The organism is Schnuerera sp. xch1, assembly GCF_019931165.1.
Taxonomy (GTDB): Bacteria; Bacillota; Clostridia; order Tissierellales; family Tepidimicrobiaceae; genus JAIOUP01.
In genome coordinates this window covers 1-18,379 of sequence record NZ_JAIOUP010000020.1, presented here as the reverse complement: position 1 = coordinate 18,379, position 18,379 = coordinate 1, and the positions used below count along the sequence as shown (strand labels likewise).

Annotated in this window: 19 protein-coding genes and 1 tRNA gene; 2 read left to right on the top strand and 18 right to left on the bottom strand. The window is 32.5% G+C overall.

Annotation, left to right across the window (positions count from 1 at the left end; all coding sequences use genetic code 11):
- Positions 1-4 precede the first annotated feature (4 nt).
- The 9 genes from clpP to K8M07_RS11350 form a co-directional block, all read right to left on the bottom strand.
- Positions 5-589: an ATP-dependent Clp endopeptidase proteolytic subunit ClpP gene (gene clpP, locus K8M07_RS11390; RefSeq protein ID WP_223378991.1), complete on the bottom strand. Its 585-nt coding sequence runs from the start codon at positions 587-589 to the stop codon at positions 5-7.
- Positions 590-607: 18 nt separating this feature from the next.
- Positions 608-1,897, bottom strand: coding sequence for a trigger factor (gene tig, locus K8M07_RS11385; protein ID WP_223378989.1), 1,290 nt, complete (start codon positions 1,895-1,897; stop codon positions 608-610).
- Positions 1,898-2,057: 160 nt separating this feature from the next.
- Positions 2,058-2,142 (bottom strand) — tRNA-Leu (locus K8M07_RS11380).
- 135 nt (positions 2,143-2,277) lie between these two features.
- Positions 2,278-2,526: a hypothetical protein gene (locus K8M07_RS11375; protein WP_223378987.1), complete on the bottom strand. Its 249-nt coding sequence runs from the start codon at positions 2,524-2,526 to the stop codon at positions 2,278-2,280.
- The gene (locus K8M07_RS11370; protein ID WP_223378985.1) at positions 2,501-3,472 is read right to left on the bottom strand and encodes an ABC transporter ATP-binding protein; all 972 of its coding nucleotides are present in this window, start codon (positions 3,470-3,472) and stop codon (positions 2,501-2,503) included. The genes K8M07_RS11375 and K8M07_RS11370 overlap by 26 nt, the downstream gene beginning before the upstream one ends.
- On the bottom strand, positions 3,472-4,449 hold the full coding sequence (locus tag K8M07_RS11365) for an ABC transporter ATP-binding protein (RefSeq protein ID WP_223378983.1): 978 nt from the start codon (positions 4,447-4,449) through the stop codon (positions 3,472-3,474). Before K8M07_RS11365 ends, K8M07_RS11370 begins: the two co-directional genes overlap by 1 nt.
- Before the next feature lie 16 nt (positions 4,450-4,465).
- Positions 4,466-5,398 (bottom strand): oligopeptide ABC transporter permease, encoded by a 933-nt coding sequence (gene opp4C, locus K8M07_RS11360; RefSeq protein ID WP_223378981.1) that lies wholly within the window; start codon positions 5,396-5,398, stop codon positions 4,466-4,468.
- A 15-nt stretch (positions 5,399-5,413) separates the two neighbouring features.
- Complete coding sequence (locus K8M07_RS11355) at positions 5,414-6,376, bottom strand: ABC transporter permease (protein ID WP_223378979.1); 963 nt, start codon at positions 6,374-6,376, stop codon at positions 5,414-5,416.
- Between the two features lie 114 nt (positions 6,377-6,490).
- Positions 6,491-8,200 (bottom strand): peptide-binding protein, encoded by a 1,710-nt coding sequence (locus K8M07_RS11350; protein WP_223378977.1) that lies wholly within the window; start codon positions 8,198-8,200, stop codon positions 6,491-6,493.
- Positions 8,201-8,507: 307 nt separating this feature from the next.
- On the opposite strand from K8M07_RS11350, the gene K8M07_RS11345 reads away from it, so the two are divergent.
- Positions 8,508-8,663 (top strand): hypothetical protein, encoded by a 156-nt coding sequence (locus tag K8M07_RS11345; protein WP_223378975.1) that lies wholly within the window; start codon positions 8,508-8,510, stop codon positions 8,661-8,663.
- A gap of 41 nt (positions 8,664-8,704) precedes the next feature.
- Here K8M07_RS11345 and K8M07_RS11340 read toward each other — a convergent pair whose 3' ends face one another.
- From K8M07_RS11340 to K8M07_RS11300, 9 genes are all read right to left on the bottom strand, one after another.
- Positions 8,705-9,535, bottom strand: coding sequence for a DegV family protein (locus K8M07_RS11340; RefSeq protein WP_223378973.1), 831 nt, complete (start codon positions 9,533-9,535; stop codon positions 8,705-8,707).
- Positions 9,536-9,557: 22 nt separating this feature from the next.
- On the bottom strand, positions 9,558-10,901 hold the full coding sequence (gene glmM / locus K8M07_RS11335; RefSeq protein WP_223378972.1) for a phosphoglucosamine mutase: 1,344 nt from the start codon (positions 10,899-10,901) through the stop codon (positions 9,558-9,560).
- 128 nt (positions 10,902-11,029) lie between these two features.
- Positions 11,030-12,364, bottom strand: coding sequence for a CCA tRNA nucleotidyltransferase (locus K8M07_RS11330; protein WP_223378970.1), 1,335 nt, complete (start codon positions 12,362-12,364; stop codon positions 11,030-11,032).
- 123 nt (positions 12,365-12,487) lie between these two features.
- The gene (gene fabF / locus K8M07_RS11325; RefSeq protein ID WP_223379040.1) at positions 12,488-13,714 is read right to left on the bottom strand and encodes a beta-ketoacyl-ACP synthase II; all 1,227 of its coding nucleotides are present in this window, start codon (positions 13,712-13,714) and stop codon (positions 12,488-12,490) included.
- Positions 13,715-13,752: 38 nt separating this feature from the next.
- Positions 13,753-13,989, bottom strand: coding sequence for an acyl carrier protein (gene acpP / locus K8M07_RS11320; RefSeq protein WP_223378968.1), 237 nt, complete (start codon positions 13,987-13,989; stop codon positions 13,753-13,755).
- Between the two features lie 15 nt (positions 13,990-14,004).
- Positions 14,005-14,748: a 3-oxoacyl-[acyl-carrier-protein] reductase gene (gene fabG, locus K8M07_RS11315; RefSeq protein WP_223378961.1), complete on the bottom strand. Its 744-nt coding sequence runs from the start codon at positions 14,746-14,748 to the stop codon at positions 14,005-14,007.
- Complete coding sequence (fabD, locus tag K8M07_RS11310) at positions 14,745-15,704, bottom strand: ACP S-malonyltransferase (RefSeq protein WP_223378959.1); 960 nt, start codon at positions 15,702-15,704, stop codon at positions 14,745-14,747. Before fabD ends, fabG begins: the two co-directional genes overlap by 4 nt.
- Positions 15,697-16,656: an enoyl-[acyl-carrier-protein] reductase FabK gene (fabK, locus tag K8M07_RS11305; RefSeq protein ID WP_223378957.1), complete on the bottom strand. Its 960-nt coding sequence runs from the start codon at positions 16,654-16,656 to the stop codon at positions 15,697-15,699. Before fabK ends, fabD begins: the two co-directional genes overlap by 8 nt.
- 12 nt (positions 16,657-16,668) lie before the next feature.
- Positions 16,669-17,664: a beta-ketoacyl-ACP synthase III gene (locus K8M07_RS11300; RefSeq protein ID WP_263282541.1), complete on the bottom strand. Its 996-nt coding sequence runs from the start codon at positions 17,662-17,664 to the stop codon at positions 16,669-16,671.
- 199 nt (positions 17,665-17,863) lie between these two features.
- Between K8M07_RS11300 and fabZ the strand changes: the two genes are divergently transcribed.
- Positions 17,864-18,295: a 3-hydroxyacyl-ACP dehydratase FabZ gene (fabZ, locus tag K8M07_RS11295; RefSeq protein WP_223378955.1), complete on the top strand. Its 432-nt coding sequence runs from the start codon at positions 17,864-17,866 to the stop codon at positions 18,293-18,295.
- Positions 18,296-18,379 lie beyond the last annotated feature (84 nt).

Below are 18,379 nucleotides of genomic sequence, written 5' to 3'. Positions count from 1 at the left end.
AATCTTATTTATGTGATTCTATTACTTTATCTATTATACCATACTTTCTGGCTTCTTCGGCGGTCATAAAGAAATCTCTATCTGTATCCCTAGAAATTTTATCTAAAGGCTGCCCAGTTCTTTCACTCAATATCTTATTTATTGATTCTCTTGTTTGAATAATCTTCTCAGCATGAATCCTTATATCCTCTGCTTGACCTTTAGCACCTCCTAAGGGTTGATGAATCATAATATCAGCATTAGGTAAGGCAAATCTCTTCCCTTTTGCTCCAGCTGTAAGTAGAAAAGCACCCATACTTGCTGCCAATCCCAAACATATAGTAGATACATCAGGTTTTATATATTGCATTGTATCATATATTGCAAATCCAGCACTTACAGATCCTCCTGGGCTGTTAATATAAAGTTGTATATCCTTATCTGGATCGTCAGCTTCTAAAAATAATAATTGAGCAACTACTAGATCAGCTGTTACGTCATTAACTTCGCCCCCAAGAAAAATTATTCTTTCCTTTAAAAGTCTTGAATATATATCATAAGACCTTTCTCCTCTGTTAGTTTGTTCAACAACAACAGGTACTAATGCCATAATATACCCCTCCTAAAATTAAATTAGTTTAGTATTTTTTACTAATAAATCAATAGTCTTATCTCTCATTATACCCGCTTTTAGATATTCTAAATCTCCCTTTTTCATATTATCCTTAAACTCATCTACGTTTTCCTGATTATACTCTTTAGCTAATCTATCTAATTCTTTATCTATATCTTCATCTGTAACTTGAATATCTTCTGCTTCGGTTATGGCTTCAAGAATTAAATCTGTTTTTACTCTCTTTTCTGCTACTGGTGTTACCTGTTCCTTAAAGTCATCCAAGTTTGAACCAGTTAATTCTAAATATTGATTTATGTCCATTCCTTGCATCTTCAATCTATAACTAAATTCATTGATTTCATTTTCTATCTGATGTTCAATCATTATCTCTGGTATATCTACTTTAGAAATTTCTACTACTTTTTCAAGTATCTTGTTTTCTACATCAACTTTTTCCTTATTTTTTGCTTCCTTTTCTAATCTCTCTTTAATACTTTGTTTATATTCATCTAAAGTATCAAATTCACTAACATCTTTTGCAAATTCATCATCTAATTCTGGTAATTCTTTTTCTTTAACTTCATGAATAGTAACTTCAAATGTAGCTTCTTTAGCCTTTAAATTTTCTTGATGATAATCTTCAGGGAAAGTTACTTTAACCTCTACTTCATCTCCCTTTTTCTTGCCAATTAATTGTTCTTCAAACCCAGGAATAAAAGTATTTGAGCCAATTTCTAATTGCTGTCCTTCAGCTGTGCCACCTTCAAATTGCTCTCCATCTACAAATCCTTTAAAATCTATAGTAAGTAAATCTCCTTCTTTAGTTTCCCTATTTCCAGCATCAATTATCCTAGCATTTCTTTCTTGTATAGAAGCTAATTCCTTTTCAACATCTTCGTCTGTAACATTATATTCTATTTTTTCAATTTCTATTTTTTTATAATCTCCTAATTCAACTTCTGGTTTTATAGTTACTTCTACTTTAATAATTATTGATTTGCCTTTTTCCAATTGATCAATATCCACATCAGGGTTATCTACAGGTTTAAGTTCTAATTTGTCTATAGCCTCACCATATGCTTTCGGTAAGATGTCATTTAATGCATCTTCATAAAATATCCCTTCTCCATAATTTAACTCTATTATCTTTCGTGGAGCTTTCCCTTTTCTAAATCCTGGTATATTAAATTTATTCCTAGTTTTTAAATATACATTTTGAATTGATTTTTCAAATTCTTTTTGACTTATTTCAATATTAAAGAAAGCTTTATTGTTTTCCTTATTTTGTAGAACAAACTCCATAAAAATGCTCCTCTCTAAACATAATATTTATTCAATTATAAACTAATTCATTATACCATAAAATTATATCATATAAAATATTATTATCAAATTTATATGTATTATATCATACTTATAGCCAAACATGAAAAAACCAATGGCATAACCACTGGTTTTTTGCTGGTGCGGGAGAGAGGACTTGAACCCCCACGTCAAATGACACTAGATCCTAAGTCTAGCGCGTCTGCCAATTCCGCCACTCCCGCATATGAAAAATTATCACCTTATTATTATAACATTTTATTTTTTTATGTCAACAAAAATTTTAAAAGTTTTTTATATATAAACACAAACATGATAAGTTAAATTTAACTTATCATGTTTGATTACATCGTATTCTTTCATGAATAGATTTTTAGAAAAATTAGAACAAATGCAATCAACGCCAATACTCCTATTAAGACTATGGGCATTATGACTTGGTATCCCGCAATAATCATAGCAAGGATATCTTGTTTTGTAAATCCATAAGGTTCTTTTGTGTCTTTCTCATCAATCTCTCGTTTCACTTCTCTTTCTAACTCTTTAATCGGTTTCCTCTTTTCAACCTTTTTTTTATTTAGCTTATTTAGCAAAGTGACACGCAACAAAATGCTCTCCTCCTAAATCTCTAAATTCTGGTACACGTTCACTACAAATGTCTTGGGCATATCTACAACGAGTATGGAATTTACATCCTGATGGTGGGTTAGATGGACTTGGTATATCCCCTTCAAGTATTATCCTCTCTCGTTTATTTCTTGGATCTGGTTCAGGTATAGCTGTTAATAATGCTTGAGTATATGGATGTTGTGGATTGTCAAATAGAGCGTTTTTTTCTGCTAACTCTACTATTGAACCAAGATACATAACTCCAACTCTATGGCTTATATATCTAACAACACTTAAATCATGGGATATAAACATAAATGAAATATTTAAATCCCTTTGTAAATCATTAAATAAATTTATGATCTGAGATTGAATTGACACATCCAGAGCTGATACAGGTTCATCTGCTACTATAAAAGAAGGATTCAATGCCAATGCTCTCGCTACACCTACACGTTGTCTTTGTCCACCTGAAAATTCATGAGGATATCTGTTCATATGATATCTAGCCAATCCGCATTTTTCCATAACTTCTACTACATAATCCTCTAATCCTTTTCCTTTTTTAAATAACCCATGTTCTATTAAAGATTCACCCACTATTCGAGATATAGTCATCCTTGGATTCAATGAGCTATAAGGATCTTGAAAGACTATTTGCATTTCTCTTCTTAGTTTTTTCATTTCATCAGTAGAAGCGTTTAACACATCTACACCTCTAAATATAACATCACCTTCAGTAGGTTCATATAACCTTAATAAAGTTCGTCCTAATGTAGATTTACCACATCCTGATTCTCCTACTATACCTAAAGTTTCTCCTTCTTTGATAAAGAGAGATACGCCATCAACTGCTTTAACTTCCCCTACCTCTTTTTTCATAAGTCCTTTTGTTATAGGAAAATACTTTTTTAAATTGTTTATCTCTAATATAACTTCACTCATTATCTTGTCACCTCCTCAGCCCTAAAACAAGCTGACTTATGGCCAGGTGCTATTTCTCTTAATTCTGGTTGTAATTTTTTACATTCATCTGTGGCAAATTTGCATCTAGGATGGAAATAACATCCCTTTGGTAAATAAAGAGGATTTGGTACAACGCCTGGAATAGTTTCAAGCCTTTGCCCTTCTTTAGCTAAAGAAGGCATTGAAGCCATGAGTCCAATAGTATATGGATGTCTTGGATTTTCAAATAATTCTATAATAGGTGCATCTTCAACTACTTTACCAGAATACATTACAATTACATGGTCTGCCATTTCAGCAATAACTCCTAAATCATGGGTTATTAACATAATAGATGTATTCATTTTGTTCTTCAATTCATTCATAAGTTCCAAGATTTGGGCTTGTATTGTAACGTCTAAAGCTGTAGTCGGTTCATCAGCTATTAGCATCTTCGGTTGACATGCTAAAGCCATAGCTATCATTACCCTTTGTCTCATCCCTCCAGACAATTGATGAGGATATTCATCAACTATGCGCTCTGCATTAGGAATGCCTATTAGTTTTATCATCTCGATAGCTCTTTTTCTAGCCTGATCTTCATCTAATTTTTGATGAAGCTCTAAGATTTCTTCAATTTGATAGCCTGAAGTGAACACTGGATTTAATGAAGTCATAGGCTCTTGAAATATCATAGAAATATCATTTCCTCTAATCGATCTTATTTCTTCATCCGATAACTGTGTAAGATCTTCTCCATCAAATATAATATTACCACTAACTATCTTTCCTGGAGGGCTTTGTATTAAACGTATCAAAGACATAGCGGTTATGCTCTTACCACAGCCAGATTCTCCAACTATACCTATGGTTTCCCCAAATTTTACTTGAAATTCAACTCCATCTACAGCTTTGACAACTCCATCATCAGTATAAAAGTAAGTTCTTAAATCCTTTACTTTTAATAAATTATTCATATCCTATCCTCCTCTATTAAGATTTAGGGTCTATAGCATCACGTAAACCATCACCAATCAAATTGATACACATTACCGTAGCAAAAATACATAATCCTGGCGGTATCCACAACCATGGACGATGTTGTAGATTATATATATCCCTTGCATACTGTATTAAGTTTCCCCACGTTGGTACTGGTGGTGCTACTCCAAGGCCGAGGAAGGATAGAGCACTCTCTTGAAGTATTGCTGAAGCTACACCCAATGTAGCATTAACAACAATATATCCTACGGTATTTGGAATTAAATGTCTTACAATAATCCTTGAATTTTTTATTCCTAGAGCTTTAGCTGCAAGTACGAATTCTTGCTCCCTTAAAGACAATATTTGACCTCTTACCATTCTAGCAAGACCTGGCCAGCTTAAAAGACCTAGAATAACCATAACTAGGTACATTTTATGCTCTGCAGGTATGCTAACTCCAACAACTGCAGAAATCGTTATCACTAGGGGTAAAAAAGGAAAAGACATGAATACTTCAGTAATTCTCATCAATATATTATCTATCCATCCACCGTAATATCCTGCAATACCTCCTATAATAGAGCCTACTATTACCTGAATGATAACGGCAAAAATACCTACTTGTAATGCAACTCTCCCACCATATAATACTCTTGAAAAATTATCTCTGCCAAGTTCATCAGTTCCTAATATGTGCTCCTTAGATGGTGGCTGTTTAGTATTAGTCATATCTAATTCATTTGGATCATAAGGAGATATAATAGGAGCTAATGCAACAACTAATATTATAAAAGCAAGTATAATTAAGGCTACTACAGAAGGTTTTCTTTTTAGGAATTTACGTCTCACTAGTTTCCACGGAGTCAATATCTCCTGTTCAGCTTCACCAATTTCTTGATCAATTTTGTCATCGGGTTTTATACCAGTATTCCTCTCAGTCATTTGTCGTCCTCCCTTCTAATCCACTCTAATTCTTGGATCTACTAGAGCATATCCTATATCTGCCAATAGATTTCCTAGTAACGTTAATATGGCAAAAAACATATTTAGTGCCATCAAAAGATTATAATCTCTTAAATTAACAGCATCTACTAAAACCCTTCCAATTCCAGGCCAATTAAATACAGTCTCTAACATTACTGCTCCTGAGAATAGAGATGGAATAGTAAATCCAACAATTGTTATTATTGGAATAAGGGCATTTCTAAAAGCATGTTTATATATTACTACTTTTTCTTCCAATCCTTTAGATCTAGCTGTACGAATATAATCTTGATTAATAACTTCTAGCATTGAAGTTCTAGTATACCGCACTAAACTAGCTAAATTGGCAATAATTAAAACTATACCAGGTAGAGCTATATGATTTAGTACATCTTTAACATGTGCCAACCCTTCAATATTTTTCCCGACAGTTTCCATACCACTTATAGGGAACCATTGATTTTTGACTCCAAAAAAATAGATTAGTAACAATCCAAAGAAAAATGTTGGCATAGAAATACCTATTATTGAAAAAGCACTAAAAAAATTATCCGTTTTGGAATACTGTCTTACTGCAGTTATTATACCTATGGGTATAGATACTAAAAATGCAAAAATATAAACAAAAATATTTAAAATCATGCTATTTTTAATAAAATCAGGGATTACCTCAATAACAGGCCTTTTATAAATATAGGAATCCCCAAAATCTCCTTGAACTGAACGAGTTATCCAGTTCCAATATTGAACTGGGATTGGTTTGTCCAACCCTAACCTAGCTCTTTCTGCTTGCCTTTGTTCGGCAGTCGCTCTAGGATCTAGGTTTGATCCTACCGGGTCTCCTGGAGTTGCTTTTACTATGGTAAAAATTAAAATAGATATAAGTATGATTACAGGTATTAACTGTAATAGTCTTCGACCAATATATCTTAACATATTCTCCCTCCCTATGTTAATTCTTTAATGTTGTAAAGTATAGTTTGATATAACATAAACCCGGCGATATAGTACCGGGTTTATGTATATATAAGTCTACTACTGTAAATTGTATTATTGAGCTATTTCCCAATTTAAGTATACAGCAGGATGACTTATCTCTTGATATGGTGAAGCTTCGAATCCTTGTATGCGGTCATTAACCATATTCCATTGATCCCTTTGGTATACGAATATATATGGCAGTTCTTCGTTTATAAGAAGCGCCCACTCTTCATATATATCTTTACGTTTTTCTTGGTCAAGTTCCTTTCTTCCTGCTATTAATAATTCATCATTTCTTGGATTGTCAAATCCGCCAGCATTGTTGCCACTTTTAACTGATTGACTGCTATGGAATACGTCATAAGCATCAGGATCAATATCTAATGCCCAAGCCATATTCCACATGTCAAAATCTTGCTGTTCAAATACTGCATCTGTCATAGCATTAAAATCCATATAATTTATTTCTAATCCTACACCAATCTTACCCCAATTATCGATCAATACTGGTGCTAATTGCTCAGTCCATTCTACATCTGGATAAGTTGAATATACAAATTCAAGTCTCATACCATCTTTTTCTCTGATTCCATCATCACCCATTACCCATCCAGCTTCATCTAACAATTGATTAGCTTTATCTGGATTATATTCGTATTTATTCATCTTTTCTTCTAGTTCATCTGTATATGCCCACGATACTGGAGACAATGGAACGTGAGCAACACTTCCATGTCCTTTAAAGAAATTGTCTACAAAGCCTTGACGATCAAATCCATAAGCTAAAGCTTGACGAACATTTTTATCAGCTAACCTTGGATCCCTAAGGTTAAAACCTATGTAAGAATACCCATTGTTAGGGAATGAATTAAGATGTATAAAGCCCATTCCTTCCATTATTTCAAAGTTTTCAACAGTGTTAGTTACTCCCTCTAAAACATCTACAGCCCCTGTTTCAAGTTCAGCCATCATAGTATCAGGGGTTACAAATTTAAGTATTAAGTTTTTAATTTTAGGTTCTCCTAAGAAATAGTCTGGATTTGCTTCTAATTCTACATATTGCGCAGGTTCATATCCTACATATTTATATCCACCTGAACCTAATGGATCTAACATCTTAGATTTTAATGTTTCTATATCACCTTTTTCAAATCCATAATGATGTTCTGGCATTATAAACATAGTTAAATAATCTATGTTTGTTGCTTCCACTTCTTTGAAGGTAAAGGATATTGTATAATCATCAATTACTTGAATTCCTGACATATCTTCAGCATCGCCTTCAACATATTCTTCGTATCCTTCCATCAGTTGCGGATATAAAAAATATCTACCATCATAATTTGGATCTGCCATTGCTAAATAGGTGAATTCCACATCATGTGCTGTAAGCGGTTCTCCATCCCAGAATGTAACATCATCTCTTAAATGAAAAGTGTAAGTTTTATTATCTTCTGATATTTCCCAGCTTTCTGCTACATGTGGTATATAGTTACCTTCTTCATCATTGGTAATTAAAGCATCAAACATATATTCATTTACATATGCATCATATACAGTACTATAATAAACTGGCATAAATTCACCTTTTGCTTCTGTCATGCCAATTATAATAGTGTCTTCAGAACCCTCTCTTGCAATAGCTGGATTACTTGAGGTTTCTTCTTCACTATCTGTTGGCCCTTCGGATTCTACTGGTTCTTCTGTATCACCACATGCTACTAAAAAAAGTGATAGTACAAGAAATAAAGCCAATAACAACGACAATCTCCTTTTCATTTTATTAATCCTCCTTTTCTTTTTAATTATGAGCATATTGTATTATAGCATTGTCATAACAATTCTGTCAATTACAGGCATAACACAATATTTTAGGAAACTACTTGCTTAACATAAAAAATAAGTTAAACTAAATTAAATTAATTATTATATATATACTTCTAATTGAATCTAAGTATACCTAATTATATGAAACAGTGATACTATAATTATGAGCTTTGTTAATTTTCTGTAATAATTATTGTTTTTAAAGGATTTTAAAATTCTATATTTAATTAAATAACTATAAAATGTATGGGGTGGTATTGTGAATAAAATCGAAAAGGAATTATATGAATTATGTTCTGAATTTTTGTTATTGTTATATGAATTTAAAAAAAAGGGTAAAATATCTAAAGCTGAATATGAATCTCATGCTAAATTAAAAAGAATATTTATCAACCAAAAAAAAGCAAATTCATAAATATGGATTTGCTTTTTAAATTGCGTAATTTAAAGGATATATCAAAACGCTAATATTATTCCACCTTCATTGGCATAAGTAGTAGTCAGCCCATGGGTTTCTACAATTATTATATCTTTAAATTTATATTTCTTTTTTATTTCCTCTTTCAAATTTTCTGCCTTATTCAATGCATTACAATGAGCTATGCCTAAAATCTTATCATCAAATTTTTCTCCTCGTTCGCCTACAATATCCACTAATCGTTTAAACGCTCTTTTGCTGCCTCTGACTTTTTCAACTAATTTTATGGTTCCCTCATTAGCCCCCATTATTGGTTTTATAGATAATCTACTAGCAATGTTACCCATAATTTTTCCTATCCGTCCAGCTTTAATAAGAGTTTCCAAAGATTCTAATATAAAGAATGTTTTCATCTCTTTTATATATCTCTCTGTTTTATTTATTATTTCATCTTTATTATAATTTCTTTGAATTAATTCAAATAATTTAATGCTCACTAAGGTTTCCCCTATGGATGCACTCAAGGAATCAAATACATGAATAAATTTATCACCTCTTTCAAGAGCGATGTTTTTAGCCAATACTGCATTACTGTAAGTGCTACTTAATGCTGAAGATATAGTTATAGCGAAAATATTATCAGCACCTTCATACTCCTTCAAAAAATCTCCAGGAGCAGGACTAGATGTCTTAGGCATAGATTCACTATTTTTAATTACTGCTAACAATTCATTCACGTTTAAAGTATCATCATCTACATATGTTTTATTATCTACAATAATTTTTAATGGAACCAAACCCACATTTAATCGCTGTCTCAACTCATCATTCAAGTCGCAACTACTATCAGCAACTATTTTGTAATTCATCAGATCACCTCAATTTCTATTGTTATCCTATCCTATCTTCTATAAACTTAGCTAAATTTTTAGCTATTTTTTCTATTTTTTCACCATCCTTACCCTCAATCATGACCCTAACAAGAGGTTCGGTTCCAGAAGGCCTTATCACTACTCTACCCTCTCCATGAAACATATCTTCAATTTTTTCTATTTCTGATTTTATCTCTTCATTTTCAAGGTATGAATTCTTTAATTCATTCTTCACCTTTGCATTTACTAATACCTGAGGAAAGCTTGTAATTATATTATTTAGTTCAGATGCTTTCTTACCCACTTTCTTCATTACATCTATCAATTGTAATGCTGTTAATAATCCATCTCCTGTTGTATTATGCTCTAAAAATATGATATGTCCAGATTGCTCTCCACCTAATACATATTCGTTATTAAGCATTTCTTCTATTACATATCTATCACCAACAGCTGTTTTAACAATATTCATGTTTTTATTTTTTAGATATACATCAAGCCCCATATTGGTCATTACAGTTCCTACTATCGTATTGTTGTTAAGTTTTTGATTTTCGTTTAAGTAAGTTCCACAAATAGCTAATATATGATCCCCATCAATTATATTTCCCTTTTCATCAACAGCAATTAACCTATCTGCATCTCCATCAAACGATAATCCAATATCAGCTTTTGTTTCTAACACTAATGACTGAATCATTGAAGGATTAGTTGAACCACATTCAACATTTATATTCACTCCATTTGGGTTATTATTTATAACAATTACATCACCATTTAATTTTTTAAGTAATTGTGGTGCTATGTTGTATACAGCTCCATTTCCGCAATCTATAGCTATTTTAATACCTTTAAAATCCCCTTCTATCGTGGATTTTAAATGATTCATATAGTACTCAGATGCCTCATTGTCAATAATTGTTTTACCTATATCCCCTTTTAGGGGTCTTAATGATATCTCTTTATCTTTTAAAATTAAATTTTCAATTTTTCCTTCAATGTCGTCATTTAATTTGAATCCATTTTCATTAAAAAATTTAATTCCATTGTATTCTATCGGATTATGAGATGCCGATATAACTACACCTGCTAAAGCATCATATTTCTTAGTTAAAAATGCTACTGCTGGTGTTGGAATAATTCCTAAGGATATCACATCTAATCCAGTAGAACAAATTCCTGCTGTCAATGCAGCTTCTAACATATCCCCTGACTTTCTAGTATCTTTACCAACAATTATCTTCCCTTTTTTACCTTTAGATAATATATAAGCTCCAGCTCTTCCAACCTTATATGCTAATTCTGGAGTTAAATCCTTATTTGCTATCCCTCTTATTCCATCTGTACCGAATAATTTTCCCATACTTATCAGCCTCCTAATTCGAACTATAATATTTTTATAATAACACAATCGTTAATAATTCACAATGAGCAGTAAATAATTGACAACCAAAAAAGAATCCATGGCATTATAAAGATCTTAAAAATCTATTAATAAAATTTCTTCAATGCCATACTTTTTAATATTTCCTTATCATTAAGTTCTGAGTTTTCCATTACTTTTGTTAACAGATACTCCAATATCTCTCCAATTATAGGCCCTTGTTTAAAACCTAAATCAAGTAAATCTCTACCATTAATATCTAATTGGAAAACTTCATATACTTCTCTATTTGTTAGTATTTCTCTTATCTTATTTTCTCTTTCTATTATAAAATTAATAGTTGCTTCTTTATTCGAGCATCTAATATCCGCTTTTTGAAGTGCGATTAAATTAAATACTTCATCCTCTCCTAATTTCCTGATAAGTCTCTTAAGTCCTTTTTCTTTAAAATTAGCATGATGATTCATATGTTCCTCAATCAATTTACATACCTTTTCTCTTAGTTCGCTAGAAATTTTAAACCTTTTCAATACCTCTGTTGCTATGTCAACGCCCAACTTATTGTGACCATAAAAATGACCAATTCCATCTTCATCTACGGTTAAAGTATGAGGTTTAGCTATGTCATGAAAAAGTGCCGCTAATCTTACCTGTAAAATTGAAGGTGTACTGTCCAAAACACATAATATATGGTTATATACATCCATTTCATGATGAGGATTCCTTTGTTCAAATCCTATTGCCGGTATAATTTCTGGTAAAATTATTTTTAGTAGTCCAATTTTCTCCAACAGGCGAATACCAATAGAAGGCTCTTTGCTTAAAATGATTTTAAAAAACTCATCCGTAACCCTTTGCATACTAACTTTTGATACATTTTGACAATATTTTTTAGCAGCATTAAAAGTATTTTTTTCTATATCAAATCTAAGTTGAGTAGAAAATCTAACTGCTCTTAATATTCTAAGATAATCTTCATCAAATCTTTTATCTGGATTTCCTACGGCCTTTATTATTTTTCTGTTTAAGTCCATTTTCCCATCAAAAGGATCTATTATCCCTTTTTTACTATTATATGCCATTGCATTTATTGTAAAATCTCTACGACTTAAGTCATCTTCAATATGGGAAGAAAAAGATATCCATTCAGGCCTTCTACCATCAAAATAACTACCTTCCTTTCTGAAAGTAGTTATTTCCACATCTCCTTCTTGTTGGCATACGATTATAGTCCCAAATTTCTTACCTATGCTTACAGTTTTGAAATCACTAAAAATATCTTCTATCTTATATGGAAGAGCATCTGTTGCAATATCATAATCAGTTGGTTCCTTTCCTAAAAGCATATCTCTAACACTTCCACCTACTATATACGCCTTGTATTTTTTTTCTTCTAGCCTTTTAATTATTAGCTGTACATAATTTGGAATATTAAATGTCATAATATCACTCCATATATTTTATTATTATAAGTATAGCATAGTATAAATTTACACATAGTATTTTATACCTTTTAAATCAGCAAAAGAGCTTGAGGGATTTCCCTCAAGCTCAGATATTTAAAACTATTTCCATTGTTTAAGAAGAATTGTAGCGTTGTGACCTCCAAACCCTAAAGAATTTGACATTCCATATTTGAGTTCCTTCTTAATAAAATTGTTTGGAGTATAATTTAAATCACATTCTTCATCCGGTACTTCATAGTTTATAGTTGGTGGTACTATTCCTTCTTTAATAGCTAATGCTGTAGCTATAGTTTCTATTCCACCAGCAGCCCCAAGTAAATGGCCTGTCATAGACTTAGTTGAACTTATGGATATATTATAAGCATGTTCTTTGAATAAGCTCTTTATAGCTAAAGTCTCCAATTTATCATTGTAATAAGTGCTTGTTCCATGTGCATTAATATAATCTATTTCATTAGAACCGACTTTTCCATCTTTCAATGCTAATTCCATAGCTTTTTTAGCTCCCTTGGCTTCTGGATCTGGTGCTGTTATATGATATGCATCAGAAGTAGCTCCATATCCAATAACTTCAGCATATATTGTTGCTCCTCTTTTTAATGCATGGTTGAGCTCCTCTACTATTAAAATACCTGATCCTTCTCCGATTACAAAGCCATCTCTATTCTTATCAAAAGGTCTACTTGCTCTAGTCGGCTCTTCATTACTTGTAGATAGGGCCTTCATCGAATTAAAACCTGCTAATGAAACAGGTGTTATTGCTCCTTCACTACCTCCAGTAATTATTAGATCAGAAATACCTCTTTGTATCATCTTGAAGGATTCCCCTATAGCATGAGTTCCAGATGCGCAAGCAGTTGTAATTGCCATGCTAGGTCCTTTAAGTCCATATTTCATGGAAATCTGTCCCGGAGCCATATTTGATATCATCATAGGGATAAATAATGGACTTACCCTTTTAGGACCTTTTTGTAATAATTTAGCATGTTCCTTTTCCAGAGTCTCCATACCGCCTATGCCAGAACCTATAATCACTCCTATTCTTTCTTTGTCCATACTTTCCAAGTTTATTTTTCCATCTTCTAGTGCCAAATGTGCTCCTGCAACAGCATACTGAGCAAATCTATCCATACGTCTTGATTCTTTCTTATCCATATAGTTTTCTGGTGAAAAATTCTTCACCTCTGCTCCAATTTTTGTAGCAAATCCTTCTGTATCAAATCTAGTAATATATCCTATACCTGATTTACCTTTTAGTAGAGAATTCCAATACTCATCTTTTCCAATTCCAATGGGTGTAATAGCACCTAAACCAGTTATAACCACTCTCTTCAATTGTATACCCTCCCTACTATAATAGAATATTATTTAATTTTTGTTTCAACATATTTTACGATGTCTCCTATATTTTCAAATGTTTCTGCATCCTCATCTGGAATCTCAACGCTAAATTCATCTTCTAAAGCCATCATTATCTCTACAGCATCTAATGAATCTGCATCTAGATCATCCATTATTGAAGTTTCCATAGTAATACTTTCTACATCATCTATTTCTAATGTCTCACCTATTATATTTCTAACTTTTTCAAAATTTGTCATCTTAATTCCTCCTCTTTACATTATCATTCCACCATCTACATTTATAACTTGCCCTGTAATATAATCTGATTTTTCACTAGCTAAAAATACTACTATGTTCGCTATCTCATGGGGAGTCCCCAATCTGCCCATGGGAATATTTTTAACCAGTGAATCTTTGATATCTTCCTTTAATTTTTTAGTCATATCTGTTTCTATAAGACCAGGTGCTACTGCATTTACATTTATGCCTCTACTTGCTAATTCTTTTGCCATAGATTTTGTAAATCCAATAACGCCAGCCTTAGATGCACTATAATTTCCCTGCCCAAAATTTCCTGCAACTCCTGCTACAGATGCTATATTTATAATCTTTCCATATCTTTTTTTCATCATACCTCTAATAATGGATTTTGTGCAAAGATAAGTGCCTCTTAAATTAGTATTGATCACTTCATCCCATTCTTTAGTTTTCATTCGCATGATTAAATTATCTTTTGTTATTCCTGCATTATTGACTAATATGTCGATGTCTCCTAATTTATCCTTGGCTACTTCTAACATCTTAGCAACATCTTCTTCTTTGGAAACATCAGCTTTTATAGACATTCCTTTTACTCCATTTTTTTCAATTTCATTTACAACTTCCTGAGCTTTTTGTATATTATGGATATAGCTAATTGCTACATTTACTCCATTTTCAGAAAGTTTTATTGCAATTTCTCTACCTATACCTCTTGAACCACCAGTCACTAAAGCATTTTTATTTGTTAGACTCAATTTGCCACCTCCTCTTTAAGAGAATTTACCGTATTTTTGAAGGTTTCTATGTTATTAACATAATAAGTGTTGACACTTTTATTCATAGATTTGCTAATTTTCTTAACAAATTTTGTAAGACTTTTTCCCGGACCTATTTCTACAAATGTATCTACATCTTCATTTATTAGAAATTCTACGCTATCTTGCCACAATACTGAACGACTAACTTGATTAACTAGTTCTTCTTTTATTTCTTCTTTTTTCACTACAGGTTTTGCATCCACATTGGATACTAAATTTTTCTTTAAATCAAATAATGCTACTTTTTCTAGTTCTTCTTTTAGCTTTTCACCCGCTGGTCTTAACAAGCTGGAATGAAATGGTGCACTAACAGGTAACATTACAGCTTTTTTTGCACCAAGTTCTAATGCTCTATTACAGGTTAATTCTACTCCTTCTTTTTCTCCTGAAATAACTATTTGTCCTGGAGAGTTATAATTTGCTACTTCTACTATATTATGGTTAGTAAGCCCTTTTATAGCCTCTAACACTTTATCTCTACTTAACCCTAATATAGCTGCCATACCACCTTTCCCTTGCGGAACTGTCTCTTGCATAAGTCTTCCCCTAATTTTCACGAGCCTTAAAGCATCACTAAATTCAATTCCACCGGACTTAACTAAGGCAGTATACTCGCCTAGACTCAGGCCTGCCGTATAATCACAGTCTATGCCCTCTTTTTCTAAAACCCTCATCATTGCTATACTAGTTGCAAGTATGGCTGGCTGGGTATTTTCAGTTTTTATCAATTCCTCAGTTTCTCCTTCGAAACAAAGTTCCTTTAAATTCATGTTCAGTGAATCATTTGCCTCTTCAAATACTAATTTTGATTCAGAGAAAGTATCATAAAAATCTTTACCCATTCCAACATATTGTGCACCTTGCCCAGGAAAAATAAATGCTATTTTACTCATTGGACTCACCCCCTTTAATAGAGGTTAAATTATCCACTTGAATCTTTGCAGTTTTAATCATATCCTGAATAATATCTTCACAAGGTTTTACATCATCAATAAGACCTGCTATCTGACCAGCCATAACAGAACCTTTAGAGATATTTCCTTCTCTTACTGCAAGCCTTAGCCTCCCAGATCCTAGTTCTTCTAAAACTTCAAAAGGAGCACCTTTTTTCTCTAATTCCATATACTCTTTAGTAAATTTGTTTTTCAGTACCCTTACTGGATATCCTGTGCTTCTACCAGTAACTATAGCATCCCTATCCTTTGATTTAATGATCATTTCTTTAAAATTATCATGGACTGTACACTCTGTCGAACATACAAATCTAGTTCCCATTTGTATTCCTTCAGCTCCTAATGATATTGCAGCTATGAATCCTCTACCGTCCGCAATACCTCCTGCAGCAATTACAGGAATATTAATTGCATCAACTACCTGTGGAACCAAAGCCATAGTGGTCAATTCCCCAATATGACCGCCAGCTTCTGTTCCTTCTACTATTACAGCATCCACGCCTATCCGCTCTAATCTCTTTGCTAAAGACACAGTAGGTACTACAGGTATTACTTTTATTCCGTGTTCTTTAAACTTACTAATATATTTGCCTGGGTTTCCTGCACCTGTAGTCACGACAGGAACCTCTTCTTCACAAATCATACCTACTATATCCTCAGCAAAAGGTGACTTCAACATTATATTTACCCCAAAAGGCTTAATGCTAAGTTTCTTAAAATTACGTATTTCTTCTCTTATAACTTCTGATGGTGCATTTCCTGCTGCAATAATTCCTAGTCCACCAGCTTCAGAAACTGCAACTGCTAATTCATGAGTAGCTACCCATGCCATACCACCTTGTAGAATAGGGTATTTAATGTCCAGTAACTTACATATTCTTGTATCAAACATATTTAATCCCTCCTACTTGTTCCATTTTAATAACGTTGAACCCCAAGTTAAACCAGCACCAAAAGCTACTAATAAAATTACTTTTCCATTCTTTAATAACCCTTTTCTATAGGCTTCATCTAATGCAACCGGTATAGATGCAGATGATAAATTCCCGTATTTATCTAAATTTACATAGACCTTATCCTCTGTTAACTTAAGCTTCTTTCTTGCTGATTGAATAATTCTAATATTAGCTTGATGTGGAACAAGAAAGTCAATTTCTCCTAAGGAAAGATTAGCTTTATTCAATACTTCTATTGATGTTTTTTCCATTATTCTTACAGCAAACTTAAACACTTCTCTTCCATCCATCTTTATAGTGTGAAGGTTATTTGATACAGTCTCATAACTTGCAGGTAGTCTCGAGCCACCAGCTGGTTGAGTCAATAAATGACCATCACTTCCATCTGATCCTAAATCAAAAGAAAGAAATCCTGATCCTTCTTTACACCTTTCAAGCACACATGCTCCTGCTCCGTCTCCAAACAGGATACAAGTATTTCTGTCCTCCCAATTAACAATCTTTGAGAGCGTTTCTGCTCCAATTACTAATACTTTCTTGTAAGCTCCTGCTTTTATAAAATTTGAACCCACGGACAGTCCATATATAAATCCTGAACATCCTACAGATATGTCAAAAGCTGCTGCATTTACTGCTCCTATATTATCTTGTACAATGCATGCTGTAGAGGGAAAAGCCATATCAGGAGTTACAGTTGCTACTAATATTAAATCTAATTCTTCCGGTAAAATTTCCCCATCTTTTAAAGCATTTTTTGCTGCTATTGTAGCAATATCAGATGTGGAGGTTTGATCATCAGTAATTCTTCTTTCTTTTATTCCTGTTCTTTCAACTATCCATTTATCGGATGTATCTACTATCTTAGTTAAGTCCTTATTGGTTACAATTTTTTCTGGTATATAACTACCTATGCCAGTTATTCCTATTGAATATATATTATTCAATTTTGCACCTCCGTAAAAATTAATATTGGAGTCTTGTATTGTTTTTATCACCTCCTAAAAAATTGATAAAAATTAGTTGCCAAAAAGTTTTGGCTTCTGTATTATTATATATGAATAACAAAAACTTAAGAATAAGTATACATTATTTTTGTTAAATGGTCAACTATTTGGAATAATACGGAAAATATGAGGTGAATATATGACTAAAGGCCTAGATATTAACGATATACTAAAAATCATCCCCCATAGGTACCCATTTTTATTGGTTGATAATGTAAAAATACTTTCGTCTGGAAAAAAAGGAGTGGGATATAAAAACATTACCATTAATGAACCTTTCTTTCAGGGACATTTCCCAGAAATGCCTATAATGCCTGGGGTTTTAACCATCGAGGCTATGGCTCAAGTAGGTGCTGTAATTTTATTGTCTGAAGATAAATATAAGGGAAAAGTTCCTTATTTTGCAGGAATAAATAAGGCCCGGTTCAAGAAAAAGATAATCCCAGGTGACATATTAAGAATGGAAGTAGAAATAATAAAGATAAGAGGACCAATAGGAATAGGAGAAGGCAAAGCATTTGTAGATAATGATTTAGCAACAGAAGGAGAATTTTTGTTTGCAATAGAATAAAAATGAGGGGGCTGTTTCAAAATAAAAAGCCCAAAAAAGTAAAACAGGTCTTAGAGCGCTAGCGCTAAGACCTGTTTTTTAGTA

Bases quoted from the DNA above. Each gene is read 5' to 3' on its own strand.
- K8M07_RS11370 (WP_223378985.1), bottom strand. From the start codon at position 3,472: ATGAGTGAAGTTATATTAGAGATAAACAATTTAAAAAAGTATTTTCCT.
- fabD (WP_223378959.1), bottom strand. From the start codon at position 15,704: ATGAGTAAAATAGCATTTATTTTTCCTGGGCAAGGTGCACAATATGTT.
- K8M07_RS11355 (WP_223378979.1), bottom strand. From the start codon at position 6,376: ATGTTAAGATATATTGGTCGAAGACTATTACAGTTAATACCTGTAATC.
- opp4C (WP_223378981.1), bottom strand. From the start codon at position 5,398: ATGACTGAGAGGAATACTGGTATAAAACCCGATGACAAAATTGATCAA.
- acpP (WP_223378968.1), bottom strand. From the start codon at position 13,989: ATGACAAATTTTGAAAAAGTTAGAAATATAATAGGTGAGACATTAGAA.
- clpP (WP_223378991.1), bottom strand. From the start codon at position 589: ATGGCATTAGTACCTGTTGTTGTTGAACAAACTAACAGAGGAGAAAGG.
- K8M07_RS11350 (WP_223378977.1), bottom strand. From the start codon at position 8,200: ATGAAAAGGAGATTGTCGTTGTTATTGGCTTTATTTCTTGTACTATCA.
- fabZ (WP_223378955.1), top strand. From the start codon at position 17,864: ATGACTAAAGGCCTAGATATTAACGATATACTAAAAATCATCCCCCAT.
- K8M07_RS11365 (WP_223378983.1), bottom strand. From the start codon at position 4,449: ATGAATAATTTATTAAAAGTAAAGGATTTAAGAACTTACTTTTATACT.
- fabK (WP_223378957.1), bottom strand. From the start codon at position 16,656: ATGTTTGATACAAGAATATGTAAGTTACTGGACATTAAATACCCTATT.
- tig (WP_223378989.1), bottom strand. From the start codon at position 1,897: ATGGAGTTTGTTCTACAAAATAAGGAAAACAATAAAGCTTTCTTTAAT.
- K8M07_RS11340 (WP_223378973.1), bottom strand. From the start codon at position 9,535: ATGAATTACAAAATAGTTGCTGATAGTAGTTGCGACTTGAATGATGAG.
- K8M07_RS11330 (WP_223378970.1), bottom strand. From the start codon at position 12,364: ATGACATTTAATATTCCAAATTATGTACAGCTAATAATTAAAAGGCTA.
- glmM (WP_223378972.1), bottom strand. From the start codon at position 10,901: ATGGGAAAATTATTCGGTACAGATGGAATAAGAGGGATAGCAAATAAG.